This window comes from Pseudomonas sp. 8209, assembly GCF_028682105.1.
Lineage (GTDB): Bacteria > Pseudomonadota > Gammaproteobacteria > Pseudomonadales > Pseudomonadaceae > Aquipseudomonas > Aquipseudomonas palmensis.
Window position 1 is genome coordinate 28,744 of sequence record NZ_JANIAH010000015.1, and the last position, 16,942, is coordinate 45,685.

Sequence of the window (16,942 nt, forward strand, 5' to 3'; positions counted from 1 at the left end):
GCTCTTTGATCTAAATCGCTGGAGGTTGTTTTTCTTGGAGGCCAGCTGACGTGAGCTGCCTTTATCGGCGGGATGTTGCAGAGCTGAAACGCTTTTTCTCCAATTCCGACGAAAACCATCAACAAAATGTTTAGGGTGTTTGCGCGAGGCGGCAAACACCCCATTACAGGCGTCAGAGTCTGCTGGCGCCAAAGGTGTCGCACTGGTTGAGGTCGCCCTTGGCGAAGCCGGTCTTGAACCAGCGCACGCGCTGCGCGGAAGTGCCGTGGGTGAACGAGTCGGGCACCACGCGGCCCTTGCTCTGCTGCTGCAGGCGGTCATCGCCGATCGCGTTGGCGGCGTTCAGGGCCTCTTCGATATCGCCCGGCTCCAGCCAGTTATGGCGTTGCTGTGCCTGGTAGGCCCACACGCCGGCCAGGCAGTCGGCCTGCAGTTCCTGACGTACCAGCAGGCCGTTGTCGCCTTGCAGGCGCTGGCCGCTGCGACGGGCCTGGTCGATCCTGGCTGACACCCCCAGCAGGGTCTGCACATGGTGGCCGACCTCGTGGGCGATCACGTAGGCCTGGGCAAAGTCGCCCGCTGCCGCGAAGCGGGTTTCCATCTCCTTGAAGAAGCTCATGTCCAGGTACACCTGCTGGTCGGCCGGGCAATAGAACGGGCCGGTCGCCGACGAGGCAAAGCCACAGGCGGAGTTGACCTGACCGCTGAACAGCTTGAGGGTCGGGTCCTTGTACTGGCGCCCGGCCTGAGCAAACAGGGCGCGCCAGGTGTCTTCGGTGTCGCCCAGGATGCTGGCGACGAACTCGGCCTGTTCGTCGCCGGCCGGTGGTGCCTTGCGCTCGCCGGTGCTTGCCGGCGCGCTCTGTTCGCTCATCTGCCCGCTCAGTTGGCCAAGGATCTGCATCGGGTCCTGCCCGGTCAGCAGGCCGATCCCCACGATCAGTACCACCGCCGTCAGGCTCAGGCCCTTGCCGCCCAGGCGCATGCCACCACCACCACCGCCTTCTCCGCGAGCGTCGACCACGTTGTCGCTGCGCCTGCCTTTTCGCCAGAGCATGAGCGTTCTCCCAAGCTTGAAATATGAAGATAAAGATTAGTCCACCCGGCCCGGCGGCGTCAGCGCTTTGGACATAACCATACGGTTATGGGTTCAAGGATTCTTTTCAATGTTCGCCGGTGCATGCCTCGGCCACACTGCCCATCACTCCTGCCCGTACAGGCCTCCAAAAATCCAATAAGAGGAGAACGGCATGTCTGCACAAGACACCAGTCGTTTCGTTATCCGTGATCGGAACTGGCATCCGAAAGCCCTTACCCCCGACTACAAGACCTCCGTCGCGCGCTCGCCTCGCCAGGCGCTGGTGAGCATTCCACAGTCCGTCAGCGAAAGCACTGGGCCGGATTTCTCCCACCTGAAATTTGCCGAGCACGACAATGACCTGCTGCTGAACTTCAACCACGGCGGCCTGCCCATCGGCGAGCGCATCATCGTGGCCGGGCGCGTGTGCGACCAGTACGGCAAGCCGATCCCGCACACCCTGGTCGAAATGTGGCAGGCCAATGCCGGCGGCCGCTATCGCCACAAGAACGATCGCTATCTGGCGCCGCTGGACCCCAACTTCGGGGGTGTGGGGCGCGCGCTGACCGACAGCGAGGGCTACTACAGTTTCCGTACCATCAAGCCGGGCCCGTACCCGTGGCGCAACGGCCCCAACGACTGGCGCCCGGCGCATATCCACGTGTCGATCAGCGGCCCGTCGATTGCCACGCGTCTGATCACCCAGCTGTACTTCGAAGGCGACCCGCTGATCCCGATGTGCCCGATCGTCAAGTCGATCGCCAACCCGGACGCGGTACAGAGCCTGATCGCTCGGCTCGACATGGCCAATGCCAACCCCATGGACTGCCTGGCCTACCGCTTCGACATCGTTCTGCGCGGCCAGCGCAAGACCCACTTCGAAAACCGCTGAGGAGCCCCGCCATGCCTATCGAACTGCTGCCGGAAACCCCATCGCAGACCGCCGGCCCCTACGTGCACATCGGCCTGGCCCTGGAAGCGGCCGGCAACCCGACCCGTGACCAGGAAATCTGGAACCGCATGGCGCGCAGCGATGCGCCCGGCGAGCACATCCTGCTGATCGGTCACGTCTACGACGGCAACGGCCACCTGGTGCGCGACTCGTTCCTGGAGTTCTGGCAGGCCGACGCGGCCGGGCAGTACCACAGCGAATTCAACCTGGAACAACCGTTCAACAGCTTCGGACGCACCGCCACCACCTTCGATGCCGGTGAATGGACGCTGCAGACGGTCAAGCCCGGTGTGGTCGCCAATGCCGCCGGCGTGCCGATGGCACCGCATATCAATGTCAGCCTGTTCGCCCGCGGCATCAACATCCATCTGCACACGCGGCTGTACTTCGACGACGAGGGCCAGGCCAATGCCAAGTGCCCGGTGCTCAACCTGATCGAACAGCCACAACGCCGCGAGACCTTGGTCGCGCGGCGCTGCGAAGTGGATGGCAAGCTGGCCTACCGTTTCGATATTCGCATCCAGGGTGAAGGCGAAACGGTGTTCTTCGATTTCTGAGGCCGCCTAGCGGGGCACCGGGTTCAGGTCGAAGTGGTTGCGCTGGTACTGGAACAGCAGGCAAGGCTCCTTCTTGGCGGTCATCTTGCAACCGCTCTCATGTTCCAGCCCGGCCGGCAACTGGTAGTACGAACCGGCCGGGTACTCGGTCTCGACCAGCTTGCCGTTCTTGTCCTTGATGCGGGCGTAGAACACGCCGCTCAGCACCACGGTCGGCAACGTCTCGGTGTGGGTGTGGTAGCCATTGTTCACACCGGGACGGAAACTGACGAAGGCCTCGTAGGCACCATTGCCCAGGATGTCGCCCTGCACGTTGGCGTAGGTGACGTTGTTGTTGGTGCCCGGTACCACTTTCCAGGTCAGCGCATTTTTCGGCAGGGAGATGAGTGGGGCGGTGCAGTAGCAGACCGCAGCCACGGCGGTAGTGGCGCAAGCTGCCAGCAGCAAGCCGGCGGCGGTAACTCGAAGTGCTTTCATGGTTGAAACCCTCTGATGAACAATCGAAAGAAGGTTAATCAAACAACGAACGCACAAATACGGCAGAAGCAGCCCAGAACCTGTGTGCTTCTTGCACAGATCACATCTTGATTTCCCATCGTGGTTCAGCGTAGTACGCCCGCGCATACTCGACCAATGCCCGAACCTTGGGCGCCAGATAGCGGCTTTGGGGGAACATCGCGTACACGTGCCGGGAGGGCTGCTGCCATTCGGGCAGCACCTGTACCAGGCGCCCGTCGAGCAGGGCGTCATGCACGATGAAGCGGTCGAAGCTGGCGATACCCAGGCCGGCAATGGCCGCCGCACGCAACGCCATCGGCGAGTTGGCGCTCAGCCGGCTGGGCATTGCCACGTCCAGGCGCTGCCCGTCGGGCCCCTGCAGGCTCAGCCTTTGCGGCTGGGCCAGGCGGTTGTAGCCGAGCAACGCATGTTCGCCCAGGGTGTGCGGTTCGATGGGGGCCGGCCAGCGCTGCAGGTACGCGGGGGCGGCTACCAGCACGACTTCGCTGACGGCCAGTTGCCGGGCCACCAGGTTGGAGTCGGGCAGGTGGGTGGTCACCCGCAGGCACACATCGACCCCTTCTTCGAGCATGTCCACGAAGCGGTCGGTGCAGATGAGCTCCACCTGCAACTGGTCGAAGCGCTCGACGAAGTCCGGTAGCCAGCGCCCCAGCTCCAGTTCACCGAATGCCGTGGCCACGCTCAGGCGCAGGGTGCCTGTGGGTTGCTGCTGGTGTTCGGAAAGCTCCAGGCTCATGGCTTCGAGCTGCTCCAGCACCTGCACGCAATGGCGGTAGCACAGTGCGCCGGCTTCGGTGACGTGCAGGCGCCGCGTGGTGCGGCTGAGCAACTGGGTGCCGAGGTGGCGCTCCAGGTTCTTGACCTGGCGCGACAGCACGGTGTGCGATTGCCCGGTCAGGGCCGCAGCGGCGCTGAAACCACCACTCTCTACCACGCGGCGAAACGCCTGCATCGCGCTGATCTGGTCCATGGTCGGCTGGCTTTCATGAAGGAGTCGGGTCGCCAGTCTAGCAGCAGCCGGCGCGCCTACTCGTAGGCACTGACCCCGGCAATGTGCCGCCCGGCGATGTAGCCGAAGGTGGTCGCCGGCCCCAGATTGATCCCGCCCGCCGGGTAATGCCCGCCCATGATGCTGAGCATGTCGCTGCCGGCGGCATACAGGCCGGCAATCGGCTGCTGCTGTGCGTCCAGTACCTGGGCGTGGGCATTGGTCCTGAGCCCGGCAAAGGTGCCGAAGCAGCCCGGCTCCACCTTCACCGCATAGAACGGCCCCTGTTCGATGGGCGCCACGCACGGGTTGGGCCGGTGCAGCGCATCGCCCTGCTTGCGGTTGTAAGGCGTGCTGCCACGGCCGAACTGCGGGTCTTCGCCGTGGCGCGCATGGCGGTTGTAGTCGCTGAGCGTGGCACTCAGGCCCTGGGGGTCGATGCCGCAGGCGATGGCCAGCGCCTCGATGCTGTCGCCGCACTTGAGGTAGCCGCTGCGAATGAAGGGCGCCACCGGCAGTGGGAAGGGCCGGGAGATGCCCAGGCCGTAGCGGCGCTGGAAGGCGTGGCTGCAGATCAGCCACGAGGCCACCTGCTCGCCGGGCGCGCTGGCGACCATTGCACTCACGTAGTCGTAATAGCCGTTGGCTTCGTTGACGAAGCGCTTGCCGTTGGCCAGCACACCGATGATGCCGGGCTTGGCACGTTCGATGATGTGCGGGAAATGGCCGAAGCTGCCGTCCTTGTACGGCACTTTCGACACCGGGGCCCAGGCCACCGGGCTTGCCAGGTCGTCGACCACGTGTGCGCCCACGCTCTCGCCCAGGCGCAGGCCATCGCCGCTGGCGCCCAGCGGCGGCAAGGCCAGGTGCTCATGCCCGGTGGGGGTACGCGGGAACAGCGCCTTGCGCCGCTCGATATCGTTGGGGAAGCCGCCGGCTGCCAGCACCACGGCCTTGCGCGCATGAATGCTCACGTCGCCGTTGGCCGTCTGCACCACCGCCCCCGTCACCCGGCCAGCGTTGTGCAGCAGGCGCTGCGCCGGGGCCGATGCCCACAGCAGCACGCCGAGGTCTTCGGCCGACTTGGCCAGGCGCGCGATCAGGGCCACGCCGTTGACCAGCTGCATCGCCCGGCCGTAGCGTGCGAGGTCGAGCAGATGGCGTGCCAGGCGCTTGCCCACATGCAGCAGCGAGCGCCACGAACGGGTCAGGGTGAGAAAGGCGGTAAGGTCCTTGCCGGCCATGATCGGCATGCCCATGAATGAGGTTTCGCGCATCGTGCGGCGCAGCTGCCTGAGCAGCTTGCCGACCTTGCGCCCGTCATACGGGGCGGCGATCACCGAGCGCCCGCCCGTGCCGGCCCCGGGCGTGTCGCCGTGGATATCGGCAATGCCGTTGCCGTCGGCGAACTGCAGGGCGGTATGGCGTTCGAAGAACGACACCATGTGGGGCGCCGCCTCAAGGAACGCATCGATCATCGCCGGTTCGAAGCGTTCGCCCAGTTCGTGTTGCAGGTAGGTGCGCGGCAGCGAACGGTCCTCGACGATGCCGGCGCGCTGTGCCAGCGGGTTGCACGGTACCCACATCCAGCCGCCGGACCAGGCCGTGGCGCCGCCGAACACCGGGTCCTTTTCGACCACGATGACCTTCTGCCCGTGAAAGGCGGCGGTCACCGCGGCGCTCAGGCCGGCAGCGCCGGAGCCGATGACCAGGACATCGCAGTCCAACGGGCGGGAAGTAGGGGTGTGGGCAGTCATGCTGGGTCCTCGCAGTGCGCGCAATTATTATTTTGGAACGAAGTTCCATATTCTATGATTGCACGTCGGCTGCCAAGGCCGTCGCCTGCAAAGTTGGGCGAAGATCGAACAGTGGTTTGCGCTTTGCCCGGCGCTCTTTAGAATCGGCGAAATTTTCAGGGACCGTGACCATGGCCGGCAGTCAGATCGAACGTGCTTTCAGCCTTCTCGAAAGCCTCACCAGCGAGCCGCGCGGGCTGCCGATGCAGACCCTGGCCGAGCAGCTGGACATCCCCAAGAGCGCGACCCATCGCATGCTCGCCGAGCTCATGCGCCTGGGCTACGTGCGCCAGAACCCGGAAAACAGCCGGTACCTGCTGAGCACCAAGCTGGTGGGCATGGGCTTTCGCTACCTGGCCCAGAGCGGTGCCGACATCGTCCAGCCGATTCTCGACCAGTTGGCCGCGCAGACCGGCGAGCTGGTGCGGCTGGGGATCATCGACGGCGAGCGCCAGGTGTGGATCGCCAAGGCCCAGGGCGCCCGCTCCGGCCTGCGCTACGACCCGGACATGGGGCGTGAGGCGCCATTGTTCTACAGCGCGTCGGGGCATGCCTGGCTGGCCAGCCTGAGCGATGCCCAGGCGTTGCTGCTGGTGGAGCGCCAGGGCGTGGGCCGGCGCGAGGACTTCGGGCCGAACGCGCCAGCTTCCAATGCCCAGCTGCTGGAACGCCTGCGCATGGCGCGGGAACTGGGTTATGCGTGGGTGGCGGAGAGTTCGGCGCTGGGTACGTCGGCGTTGGCGGCGGTGGTGCGACACCCGCAGGATGGGCATGTGGTCGGGGTGTTGAGCGTGGCCGGGCCGACCGCACGCCTGAACGAGGCGCGCCTGCACGAGCTGGCGCCGGCGTTGCTGGCGGCGGCGGCCGAGCTGTCGGCGGCCAGCCCGGCGTCGGAGCTGTTTGTCTAGACGCTTCGCTGGCAAGCCAGCGAAGCGGCCCTCAGGCAAACCAAGGCAGTTTTGCGGAGCGCAAAGCTGTTTTTTTTGTACTTGCATTGAAATTGGAACTAAGTTCTAAATAATGCAAATACAACAACGCACCCGAGACTCCTCCATGAACCCACGTGTCATGTCCCTGGCCGCCCTCACTGTCCTTGAGCTGTCCCCACCCCGGATGGTCGAAGTCGCCGCCCGGGCCGGCTACAGCCATGTCGGCCTGCGCCTCGAGCCGGCCACCCCCGAAGAACACCACTTCCCGCTGGCAAGCGACGCCGGCCTGCGCCGGCAGACAGCCGAGCGCCTGCGCGACACCGGCATCCGGGTGCTCGATGTGGAGATTCTGCGGCTCAAGCCCGACACCCTGGTCGCCAACTTCGAGGCCCTGCTCGCGGTGGGCGCCGACTTCGGTGCCAGTGAGCTGCTGGTTGCCGGCAACGACCCGGATGAACAGCGCCTGACAGACAACTTCGCGGCGCTGTGCGACCTGGCCGCGCCGTATGGCCTGCACCCGCACCTGGAGTTCATGCCGTGGACCGATGCCAAGGACCTGACCCAGGCCACCCGCATCGTCGAAAACGCCGGGCGTGCCAACGGCTGCGTGCTGGTCGATGCCTTCCACTTCGATCGCTCGGCGTCGCGCCTGGAAGACCTGCGCCGCTTGCCGGCCTCGCGCATCCGCTACGCGCAACTGTGCGACGTGGCGGGCCCGCGCCCCGACGACATGGCCGAGATCCTGCGTCAGGCGCGTAACGAGCGACGTTTTCCAGGGGATGGGGAGTGCGACCTGAACGGGTTGCTGCACAGCTTGCCGGCCGACCTGCCGCTGAGCCTGGAGATCCCCACGCGCCAGTTGCTGGAGCAGGGGGTGAGTGCGCTGCAGCGCGCGCAGTGGGCGCTGGAGAAGGCCCGCAAGGTAATGAACGCCGGCTCCCTGTAGGAGCCAGCGTTGCTGGCGAAGGGCTGCATTGCAGCCCGGGCTTACGCCTCGACTGTCGGGATCCTGCGCGGTGCCATGAAATACATCCACAGCAGCGCGATGAAATACATCGCCGGAATCATGGTGAACAGCACGGTGTAGTTGTTGTTGGTGCTGGTCAGCACATGCCCCACGATCTGGGTCATGAACATCCCGCCGGTGGCCGCGCACATGCCGCCAAAGCCGAACACGGTGCTCATCATGTGCTTGGGCGTGTAGTCCATCACCAGGCTCCAGATGTTGGCGGTCCAGGCCTGGTGCGCGGCAATCGCCAGGGAGATGGCCAGTACCGCCACCCACAGGCTGCTGGCGCCTGCGGCGAAGATCACCCCGACGATGGTGGTGGCGAACAGCAGCATCGACAGCAGCCGCGCCTTCACCGGCGCCATGCCGCGACCGATCATGAACGAGGACAGGATCCCGCCACCCACGCTGCCGAAGTCGGCACTGAGGTAGATCACGATCAGCGGGATGCCCATCTGCGTGACGCTGATGCCCAGGTTGTACTGCTGGTTCAGAAACGGCGGCAGCCAGTACAGGTAGAACCAGAACACCGGCGCGGTGATCGAGTAGGCCAGGGCAAAGGCCCAGGTGCCACGCATGCGCAGGATACGGGTGAACGGCACTGCCGCCTGTTCAGGCTCGACCTCGCTCTGGATGTACGCCAGTTCCGCCTTGCTCACGCTCGGGTGGTTTTCCGGGTTGAAGTACTTCAGGCCCCAGAACGTGGCCCACACCAGGCCCAGCGCGCCCATGGCCATGAACGCCGCCTGCCAGCCCCACACGGTGAGGATCAGCGGCAGCAGCATCGGGGTGAACATGGCGCCGACGTTGGTGCCGGCGTTGAAGATGCCGGTGGCCACCGCCCGCTCGCCCGCCGGGAACCACAGCCGGGTGGTCTTCACGCAGGCCGGGTAGTTGGCCGCTTCGGTCAGGCCGAGGATGAAGCGACAGACCATGAAGCCCACCGCCGAGGTGGCCAGGCCGTGGGCGCCGGTGGCCAGGCTCCACAGCAGCACCGCGCAGAAGAACACGCGCTTGACGCCGATGCGGTCGATCAGCCGGCCCTGCAGCACGAAGCCGATGGCGTAGCCCACCTGGAACCAGAAGTTGATGTTGGCGTAGTCCATCGCCGTCCAGCTCATTTCCTTGGCCAGGATCGGCTGCATCACGCCCAGTGCGGCGCGGTCGATGTAGTTCAGGGTGGTGGCGAAGAATACCAGCGCCAGCATCACCCAGCGGGTCTTGCCGACGCCCATGGCGCCACGGATCTTGTCGCCGATGCCGGCGTGCGGGGTACTGGCCGATGGCTGGGCCAGGGGAGTGCTTTGGCTGTGGATCATGTGGTGATTACCCGTATTTTTATGTTTATGGGTCAAGCCAGGATGACACGCGGTACACCAGTCGACTACGGCAGGTTCGTCGGTGCTTTTGGCAAGATGCTCGTCTGCCTGGTGGTAGGAAATGGTGCGCATTGGTCAAAAAAGGGTCAATTGATCTGGGCGGGTACTGGGCGATAATCGCACACAAAACTAACCAGTTCGTACCTTTTGATTGAGCTAGGATAAACCCCAGCCAATAATTCGTGCAGCTGGGCACTGCCTGCCCGTTGGAGCCTGAAGATGCAGCGTTCGATTGCCACCGTGTCCCTGAGCGGCACCTTGCCGGAAAAACTCGAAGCCATTGCCGCCGCCGGATTCGACGGCGTGGAGATCTTCGAAAACGACCTTCTCTACTACGACGGCAGCCCCCGCGAGATTCGCCAGCGCTGCACCGACCTGGGGCTGGACATCACCCTTTTCCAGCCGTTTCGCGATTTCGAGGGCTGCCCGCGCGGGCGCCTGGCGCGCAACCTGGAGCGCGCCGAGCGCAAGTTCGAACTGATGCAGGAACTGGGCACCGACCTGGTGCTGGTGTGCAGCAACGTGTCGGCCGACGCGCTGGGCGGCCAGCAACTGCTGGTCGACGACCTGAGCCTGCTGGCCGAGCGGGCCGCCGCCCACGGTGTGCGCATCGGCTACGAGGCGCTGGCCTGGGGGCGGCACGTGAACACCTGGCAGCAGGTGTGGGACATCGTGCGCCAGGCCGATCACGCCAACCTGGGCATGATCCTCGACAGCTTCCACACCCTGTCGCTCAAGGGCGACCCCAGCGCCATCGCGCAGGTGCCGGGGGACAAGATCTTCTTCGTGCAGATGGCCGATGCGCCGATCCTGGCCATGGATGTGCTGGAGTGGAGCCGGCATTTTCGCTGCTTCCCGGGGCAGGGCGAGTTCGACCTGCCGGGGTTTCTGGCGCCGATTCTGCAGGCCGGCTATCGCGGGCCGCTGTCGCTGGAGATCTTCAACGACGGTTTTCGTGCCGCGCCGCCACGGGCCAATGCCGCCGACGGCCTGCGTTCGCTGCTGTACCTGGAGGAAAAGACCCGTCAGTTGCTCGAACGCACCGCACCGCTGGCCGACCCCGAGCTGCTGTTCGCGCCGCCGCCGGCCAGCAGCTGCGATGGCATCGAGTTTCTCGAGTTTGCGGTCGACGACGCCTCGGGCGCCAAGCTGGGCAACTGGCTCGAAGGCCTGGGCTTTGCCCGTGCCGGCAAGCATCGCTCGAAGAATGTGAGCCTGCTGCGCCAGGGCGAGATCAACCTGATCCTCAACGCCGAACCCTATTCGTTCGCGCACAACTTTTTCGAAAGCCACGGCCCGTCGCTGTGCGCCACGGCGATCCGGGTCAGGCACAGCGCCCAGGCGCTGGCCCGGGCGGTGGCCTATCACGGCCAGCCCTATCGTGGCCTGGTGGGGCCCAACGAACGTGAGCTGGCAGCGGTACGCGCCCCCGACGGCAGCCTGATCTACCTGGTGGACCAGGGCGCGGACGGACGCACCATCTACGACACCGACTTCAGCCTCAGCGAGCAACCCGCCCATGGCCTGGGCCTGACCCGCATCGACCACATGGCACTGGCCCTGCCGGCCGACAGCCTGGACAGCTGGGTGCTGTTCTACAAAAGCCTGCTCGACTTCAGCGCCGATGACGAGGTGGTGCTTCCCGATCCCTATGGCCTGGTCAAGAGCCGCGCCCTGCGCAGCCAGTGCAGCTCGATCCGGCTGCCGTTGAACATCTCCGAAAACCGCAACACTGCGATTGCCCACGCGCTGTCCAACTACCGCGGCTCGGGCGTGCATCACATCGCCTTCGACTGCCAGGACATCTTCGCCGCCGTCAAGCGCGCCAAGGAAGCCGGCGTGGCGCTGCTCGATATCCCGCTCAACTACTACGACGACCTGGCGGCCCGGTTCGACTTCGACGATCAGTTCCTGAGCGAGCTGGCCTACTACAACGTGCTGTACGACCGTGATGCCCAGGGCGGCGAGCTGTTCCACGTATACACCGAGCCGTTCGAGGAGCGCTTCTTCTTCGAGGTGCTGCAGCGGCGCAATGGCTACAGCGGTTACGGCGCGGCCAACGTCGCGGTGCGCCTGGCAGCGATGGCCAAGGCGCGCAGCGGCGGGCTGCGGCATGCCAAGCTGTAACGTGTCAGCGCCCGTCAGGCTTTCTTCTGGCGCACCCCGGGGCCATAATCGCGCGGTTAACCGACTGGTCAAGAGCCCCGTATGACGACAACTCCAGCACCCTTGGCGGCACCTGCCGAGGCGCCGCGCAAGAGCCGCAAGAACAATCCTGAGAAAACCCGCGAGAACATTCTGCAGGCGGCCATCAGCGAGTTCGTGCAGCAAGGCCTGGCCGGTGCCCGGGTCGATGCGATCGCCGAGCGCACCCAGACCTCCAAGCGCATGATCTACTACTACTTCAACAGCAAGGAGCAGCTGTATGTGGAGGTGCTGGAGAAGCTTTACGGCGATATCCGCAGCACCGAAAGCAACCTGCACCTGGCTGAACTGGAGCCGCGCCAGGGCATTCGCCGGCTGATCGAATTCACCTTCGATCACCATGATCGCAACGTCGACTTCGTGCGTATCGTGTGCAACGAAAACATGCACCACGGCGAGTACGTCAAGCAGTCGGCCGCGATCCGCTCGATGAACAAGACGGTGCTCACCGCGCTGGACGAGATACTCCAGCGCGGGGCTGCCGAGGGGGTGTTCCGCCAGGGCCTGACGGCGCTGGACGTACACCTGCTGATCAGCTCGTTCTGCTTCTATCGCGTGTCCAACCGGCACACCTTTGGCGAGATCTTCCAGGTGGATTTCGAGGACAAGGCGCTCAAGGACAAGCACCGCGAGATGATCTGCGAGTCGGTGCTGCGCTACCTGCAGGCGTGATGCCGGGGAGCCTCCAGTCGCCGGCAGGGCCGGCACCTGCGGGTTGACCACCCTGTACAGGTGCCGGCTAAGCGTTCAATCCCCCAGGCTGTTGAAGTGCCCGATCATGCGCTGTGCATCCGGCACCACGCCGCTGAACAGCTCGAAGGCCTTCACCGCCTGAAACACCGCCATGTTGGCCCCGTTGAGCGTGCGGCATCCCAGTGCCCGCGCCTCGCGCAGCAATTGGGTCTCCAGCGGGAAGTACACGATTTCGGCCACCCACATTTCGGCGCGCAGCAGCGCCCTGGGCACCGGCATGCCCGGCAGCTTGGCCATGCCCATGGGGGTGGTGTTGACCAGCCCGCAGGCCTGGCCCATGGCCGCTTGCAGGTCATGCCCGCAGCGTGCCGGGCTGCCCTCGAAATGCTGGTTGAGGTTGTCTGCCAGTGCCTGGGCCCGGGCGGGCTCCACATCGAAGAGCGTCAGCTGGGCCACCCCTTCGCTGAGCAGCGCATGGGCCACCGCGGCACCCGCACCGCCTGCCCCCATCTGCACCACATGACGGCGTGAAACATCACCCAGGCCACGCCTGAAACCTTCGGCAAACCCCAGGCAGTCGGTGTTGTGGCCGATCCGTCGACCGTCCTTGAGCACCACGGTGTTCACCGCGCCGATACCACGCGCCTCGGGCGACAGCTCGTCGAGCAGGGGCACGATCGCCTGCTTGCACGGGAAGGTGATGTTGAGCCCGGTAAAGCCCATGTACTCGGCCGCGGTCAGCAGTTCTTCGAGGGCGCTGCTGTCCAGCTTCAGCTGGTCCAGGTCGATCAGCCGGTACAGGTAGTTGATGCCCTGGGCGGCGCCTTCGTGCTCGTGCAGGGCCGGGGTACGCGAGGCCTGGATACCGGCGCCGATCAGGCCGGCGAGAATGCCGGAAGGGGGGGCCAAACTCATCGGTAAAACTCCATTGTTGTTCTTGGCAGGGGAAGGGAGCGTCACAACTAAAATGTACTGACTGGTTAATAGGGTCAATCGGGGCGGGCCGTGCATTGATCGTTTCTGTTCGCTGATCGAACAAGCTGTGCTAAACCTGTTGTTTTGCACGGCACCACGGAGGGCGACATGGCGGCGCAGTTCGAAGAGATGCGGGACGTTCACGACACCTGGCCGGGCCTGGCCAGCCTGACCCAGTCGGTTTTCGCCGGGTTGGGCGCCAGGGGCTTCAGGAATCCGTTCCGGCTCGAGCGCTCTACAGCCACCTGCCTGCTGTTGATCGATGGCTTGGGCTGGAACCTGCTCAAGGCGCACGCCGAGCATGCACCGTTCCTGGCCGCGCTGATGCAGCCCGACAGCCATTTCAAGGTCGGCTTCCCGGCCACCACTGCCGCCAGCCTGGCCGCCGTGACCTCCGGCATGGGCAGCGGTGCGCATGGCATCGTGGGCTGCGATTTCGCCCTTGATGCCCATTCGGTGTTCTCGCCGCTGTCATGGACCACTGCGGCCGCGCAGACGGGCAGCGTGCCGACCGCGGCGCCTGTCGCGGCCTCCTTCATCGTGCCGCAGACCGCCTGGGAAGACGCGGCCGCCCAGGGCGTACAGATCAGCACGGTCATGCTCGGGCGCTTTGCCGACTCGGACTTCACCCGTGCCATCTACAAGGCCGGCGGCATCCTTGCCGCGCCGGCCTACGATGCCTATCCCGAGCTGGTGCGTAGCGCACTGGAGGTGGAGGCGCCAGCCTTCTGCTTTGCCTATTTCGGTGACCTGGACTTTGCCGGGCACCTGTATGGGCCGGGCTCGCCCGACTGGTGCAGGCAACTGGAGATTGCCGATCAGCTGGCCCGCGACATTGCCGGGCGCCTGCCGCGCTCGGCGCGCATGCTCGTGATTGCCGACCACGGCATGCTCGACCTGGACCGCGCCCAGGTGCATGACTTCGATACCGACAGTGCCTTGCAGGACGGGGTGCGGGCGATGGCCGGGGACATCCGGGCGCGCTACCTGTACACCCACGAGCATCAGCAGGACCGCGTGCACGAGCGCTGGCAGAACCGCCTGGGGGATGAATACCGGGTGTTGAGCAAGGCGCAGGCGATTGGCGCGGGGTTGTTCGGGGACGTGATGCTGAGCCAGGCCGAGGGGCGTATCGGGGACCTGATCGTGGTTCCGACCGGGGCCGGCGGGATCATTCGCAGCGTGGAGGAGAAGCACCCCAGCCAGTGGCGCGGGCACCATGGGGCGTTGACGGACGCGGACCAGGTGGTGCCGCTGTTGATGTACTCAGATTAGGGCCATCGCGGATCAAGCCCGCTCTCACAGGTACCCCACTGCCCTTCAGAGCCGTGACATTCCTGTGGGAGCGGGCTTGACCCGCGATAGAACACCGCCGATCCGGGCCTAGCGCCGAACCAGCAGCACCCCGCTTTCCATATGGTGCGTATACGGGAACTGGTCAAACAGCGCACACCGCTCGATACGGTGCGTATCGCTCAACTGCTCGATGTTCGCCGCCAGTGTCTCGGGGTTGCACGAGATGTACAGGATGTTATCGAAGCGCCGGGTCAGCTCGCAGGTGTCCGGGTCCATGCCCGCGCGCGGCGGGTCGACGAACACGCTGCCAAAGGCATAGCTTTTCAGGTCGATGCCTTCCAGGCGCCGGAACGGCCGCACCTCGTTCAGGGCCTCGGTCAGCTCTTCGGCCGACAGGCGCACCAGGCGCACGTTATCCACGCCGTTGTCGTCCAGGTTGTGCAGCGCGGCGTTCACCGAGGTCTTGCTGATCTCGGTGGCCAGCACCTTGCGCACCCGCGTGGCCAGCGGCAGGGTGAAGTTGCCGTTGCCGCAGTACAGCTCCAGCAGGTCGTCCTCGCGCTCGCCCAGGGCCTCGTAGGCCCAGTTGAGCATCTTCTGGTTCACCGTGCCGTTGGGCTGGGTGAACGCGCCTTCTGGCTGGCGATAGCGGAAAGTGCGCCCGCCCACGGCCAGCTCTTCAACCGCATAGTCACGGCCGATCACCACGCGCTTGCCCTTGGAGCGCCCGATGATGCTCACGCCCAGGTCGGTCGCCAGTTGCCGGGCAGCGGCTTCCCAATGCTCGTCCAGTGGACGGTGGTAGCACAGGGTGATCATCGCGTCGCCCGCCAGGGTGGTCAGGAACTCCACCTGGAACAGCTTGAAGCTCAGCGCCGAACTGGCCTGCCACGCCGCCTTGAGCTGCGGCATCAACTGGTTGATGCGCTGGCTGGCGATGGGGAAGTCGTCGATCAGGATCGCCTGGTGCTTTTCACCCGGGGCGAACATCGCGTAGTGACGCTGCTCGTTCTCGCGCCACAGGCGAAACTCGGCGCGCAGGCGGTAATGCTCGCGCGGCGAGTCGAACACCGCCGGCTCCGGTGCGCCGAATGGCGCCAGCAGTGCGCGCAGGCGCTCGACCTTGGCCTCAAGCTGCGCGGTGTAGGTAGTCGGGTCGTAGACGGAACTCATGCGGCGTACCAGCCCAGCTTGATCACGAACAGGATGGAGAGCACCACCAGCGCCGAGTTCAGTTCATGCCGGCGGCCCGAGATCAGCTTGATCACGGTCCAGGAGATGAAGCCGAAGGCGATGCCGTTGGCAATCGAATAGGTCAGCGGCATGGCCAGCGCGGTGACCACCACCGGGGCGGCCTCGGTCACGTCGTCCCAGTTGATTTCCGCCAGCCCCGAGGCCATCAGCACGGCGACGAACAGCAGTGCAGGCGCGGTTGCGAAGGCCGGCACGCTGCCGGCCAGCGGGGCGAAGAACAGTGCCAGCAGGAACAGCCCAGCCACCACGATGGCGGTCAGCCCGGTGCGTCCGCCGGCACTCACGCCGGCCGCCGATTCGATATAGCTGGTGGTGGTCGAGGTGCCCAGCAGCGAGCCGGCCATGGCCGCGGTGCTGTCGGCGATCAGGGCGCGGCCCATCTTCGGCATGTGGCCGTCTTTGCCCATCAGCCCGGCGCGCTTGGCCACGCCGATCAGGGTGCCAGAGTTGTCGAACAGGTCGACGAACAGGAAGGCGAAGATCACGCTGATCAGGCCGACATCCAGTGCGCCCTTGATGTCCAGCTGCAGGAAGGTCGGGGCCAGCGAGGGCGGCATCGACACGATGCCGTTGAACGGGGTGTAGCCCAGGCCGATGGAGGCGACGGTGACCGCCAGGATGCCGATCAGCACGGCGCCGCGTACCTTCATCGCCTCGAGCGCGACGATCAGGAAGAAGCCCAGGGTGGCCAGTACCGGTGCCGGGTTGCGCAGGTCGCCCAGGCCCACCAGGGTGGCCGGGTTGTCGACCACGATGCCGGCGTTGTGCAGGGCGATCAGCGCCAGGAACAGGCCGATGCCGGCGGCAATTGCCGAACGCAGCGGCAGCGGAATGCTGTTGACGATCCATTCGCGGATGCGAAAGATCGACAGCAGGAAGAACAGCACTGCCGAAATGAATACCGCCCCCAGTGCCACCTGCCAGGTGTGGCCCATGTGCAGCACCACGGTGTAGGTGAAGAAGGCGTTCAGGCCCATGCCCGGCGCCAGCGCGATCGGGTAGTTGGCGATCAGCCCCATCACCGCCGAACCGATGGCGGCAGCCAGGCACGTGGCGACGAAGATCGCGCCCTTGTCCATGCCGGTCTCGCCGAGGATGCTCGGGTTGACGAACAGGATGTAGGCCATGGCCAGGAAGGTGGTGACCCCCGCCAGGATTTCGGTGCGCACGTTGGTATTGTGCGCTTTTAGTTGAAACAGCCTTTCCAGCATGCCAGCTCCCCGTGGCGCACTGCGGCGCCTTGAATGTTCGACCCCATCAGCAAAGCACAGACTGTACCGGACACGGGGTGCCGGACTGAGTGATTTTTGAA

15 protein-coding genes are annotated in these 16,942 nt (G+C 65.2%); 7 read left to right on the forward strand and 8 right to left on the reverse strand.

Annotation, left to right across the window (positions count from 1 at the left end; all coding sequences use genetic code 11):
• Positions 1-172 precede the first annotated feature (172 nt).
• Positions 173-1,057 carry a KPN_02809 family neutral zinc metallopeptidase gene (gene ypfJ, locus NP552_RS25390; protein WP_043860699.1) on the reverse strand — a complete coding sequence of 295 codons (885 nt, stop codon included), beginning with the start codon at positions 1,055-1,057 and terminating at the stop codon, positions 173-175.
• Between the two features lie 193 nt (positions 1,058-1,250).
• On the opposite strand from ypfJ, the gene pcaH reads away from it, so the two are divergent.
• On the forward strand, positions 1,251-1,970 hold the full coding sequence (gene pcaH, locus NP552_RS25395; protein WP_043860698.1) for a protocatechuate 3,4-dioxygenase subunit beta: 720 nt from the start codon (positions 1,251-1,253) through the stop codon (positions 1,968-1,970).
• 11 nt (positions 1,971-1,981) lie between these two features.
• Positions 1,982-2,587 carry a protocatechuate 3,4-dioxygenase subunit alpha gene (pcaG, locus tag NP552_RS25400; protein WP_043860697.1) on the forward strand — a complete coding sequence of 202 codons (606 nt, stop codon included), beginning with the start codon at positions 1,982-1,984 and terminating at the stop codon, positions 2,585-2,587.
• A 6-nt stretch (positions 2,588-2,593) separates the two neighbouring features.
• On the opposite strand, the gene NP552_RS25405 is transcribed toward pcaG, so the two are convergent.
• From NP552_RS25405 to NP552_RS25415, 3 genes are all read right to left on the reverse strand, one after another.
• Entirely contained in the window at positions 2,594-3,064 is a 471-nt protein-coding gene (locus NP552_RS25405; protein ID WP_054916554.1) for a hypothetical protein, read from the reverse strand.
• A 100-nt stretch (positions 3,065-3,164) separates the two neighbouring features.
• Entirely contained in the window at positions 3,165-4,076 is a 912-nt protein-coding gene (locus tag NP552_RS25410; protein WP_274097295.1) for a LysR family transcriptional regulator, read from the reverse strand.
• A gap of 56 nt (positions 4,077-4,132) precedes the next feature.
• Positions 4,133-5,851: an FAD-dependent oxidoreductase gene (locus NP552_RS25415; RefSeq protein WP_274097296.1), complete on the reverse strand. Its 1,719-nt coding sequence runs from the start codon at positions 5,849-5,851 to the stop codon at positions 4,133-4,135.
• Positions 5,852-6,021: 170 nt separating this feature from the next.
• Here NP552_RS25415 and NP552_RS25420 point away from each other — a divergent pair, with 170 nt between their 5' ends.
• On the forward strand, positions 6,022-6,798 hold the full coding sequence (locus tag NP552_RS25420) for an IclR family transcriptional regulator (RefSeq protein WP_274097297.1): 777 nt from the start codon (positions 6,022-6,024) through the stop codon (positions 6,796-6,798).
• Between the two features lie 145 nt (positions 6,799-6,943).
• Complete coding sequence (locus tag NP552_RS25425; protein ID WP_054916557.1) at positions 6,944-7,765, forward strand: sugar phosphate isomerase/epimerase family protein; 822 nt, start codon at positions 6,944-6,946, stop codon at positions 7,763-7,765.
• A gap of 41 nt (positions 7,766-7,806) precedes the next feature.
• On the opposite strand, the gene NP552_RS25430 is transcribed toward NP552_RS25425, so the two are convergent.
• On the reverse strand, positions 7,807-9,147 hold the full coding sequence (locus NP552_RS25430; RefSeq protein WP_043860691.1) for an MFS transporter: 1,341 nt from the start codon (positions 9,145-9,147) through the stop codon (positions 7,807-7,809).
• A 279-nt stretch (positions 9,148-9,426) separates the two neighbouring features.
• Between NP552_RS25430 and quiC the strand changes: the two genes are divergently transcribed.
• Both quiC and NP552_RS25440 read left to right on the forward strand, forming a co-directional pair.
• Positions 9,427-11,334: a 3-dehydroshikimate dehydratase QuiC gene (gene quiC, locus NP552_RS25435; RefSeq protein ID WP_054916558.1), complete on the forward strand. Its 1,908-nt coding sequence runs from the start codon at positions 9,427-9,429 to the stop codon at positions 11,332-11,334.
• 81 nt (positions 11,335-11,415) lie between these two features.
• On the forward strand, positions 11,416-12,084 hold the full coding sequence (locus NP552_RS25440; protein ID WP_043860689.1) for a TetR/AcrR family transcriptional regulator: 669 nt from the start codon (positions 11,416-11,418) through the stop codon (positions 12,082-12,084).
• Positions 12,085-12,159: 75 nt separating this feature from the next.
• Here NP552_RS25440 and NP552_RS25445 read toward each other — a convergent pair whose 3' ends face one another.
• Positions 12,160-13,020 carry a shikimate dehydrogenase gene (locus NP552_RS25445; RefSeq protein WP_078481785.1) on the reverse strand — a complete coding sequence of 287 codons (861 nt, stop codon included), beginning with the start codon at positions 13,018-13,020 and terminating at the stop codon, positions 12,160-12,162.
• Between the two features lie 168 nt (positions 13,021-13,188).
• Here NP552_RS25445 and NP552_RS25450 point away from each other — a divergent pair, with 168 nt between their 5' ends.
• Positions 13,189-14,355, forward strand: coding sequence for an alkaline phosphatase family protein (locus tag NP552_RS25450; RefSeq protein ID WP_088513889.1), 1,167 nt, complete (start codon positions 13,189-13,191; stop codon positions 14,353-14,355).
• Positions 14,356-14,463: 108 nt separating this feature from the next.
• On the opposite strand, the gene trmA is transcribed toward NP552_RS25450, so the two are convergent.
• Positions 14,464-15,549, reverse strand: coding sequence for a tRNA (uridine(54)-C5)-methyltransferase TrmA (gene trmA, locus NP552_RS25455; RefSeq protein WP_043860686.1), 1,086 nt, complete (start codon positions 15,547-15,549; stop codon positions 14,464-14,466).
• A complete protein-coding gene (locus tag NP552_RS25460) occupies positions 15,546-16,841 on the reverse strand; it encodes an NCS2 family permease (RefSeq protein ID WP_043860685.1) in 1,296 nt (431 codons plus the stop codon). The genes trmA and NP552_RS25460 overlap by 4 nt, the downstream gene beginning before the upstream one ends.
• Positions 16,842-16,942 lie beyond the last annotated feature (101 nt).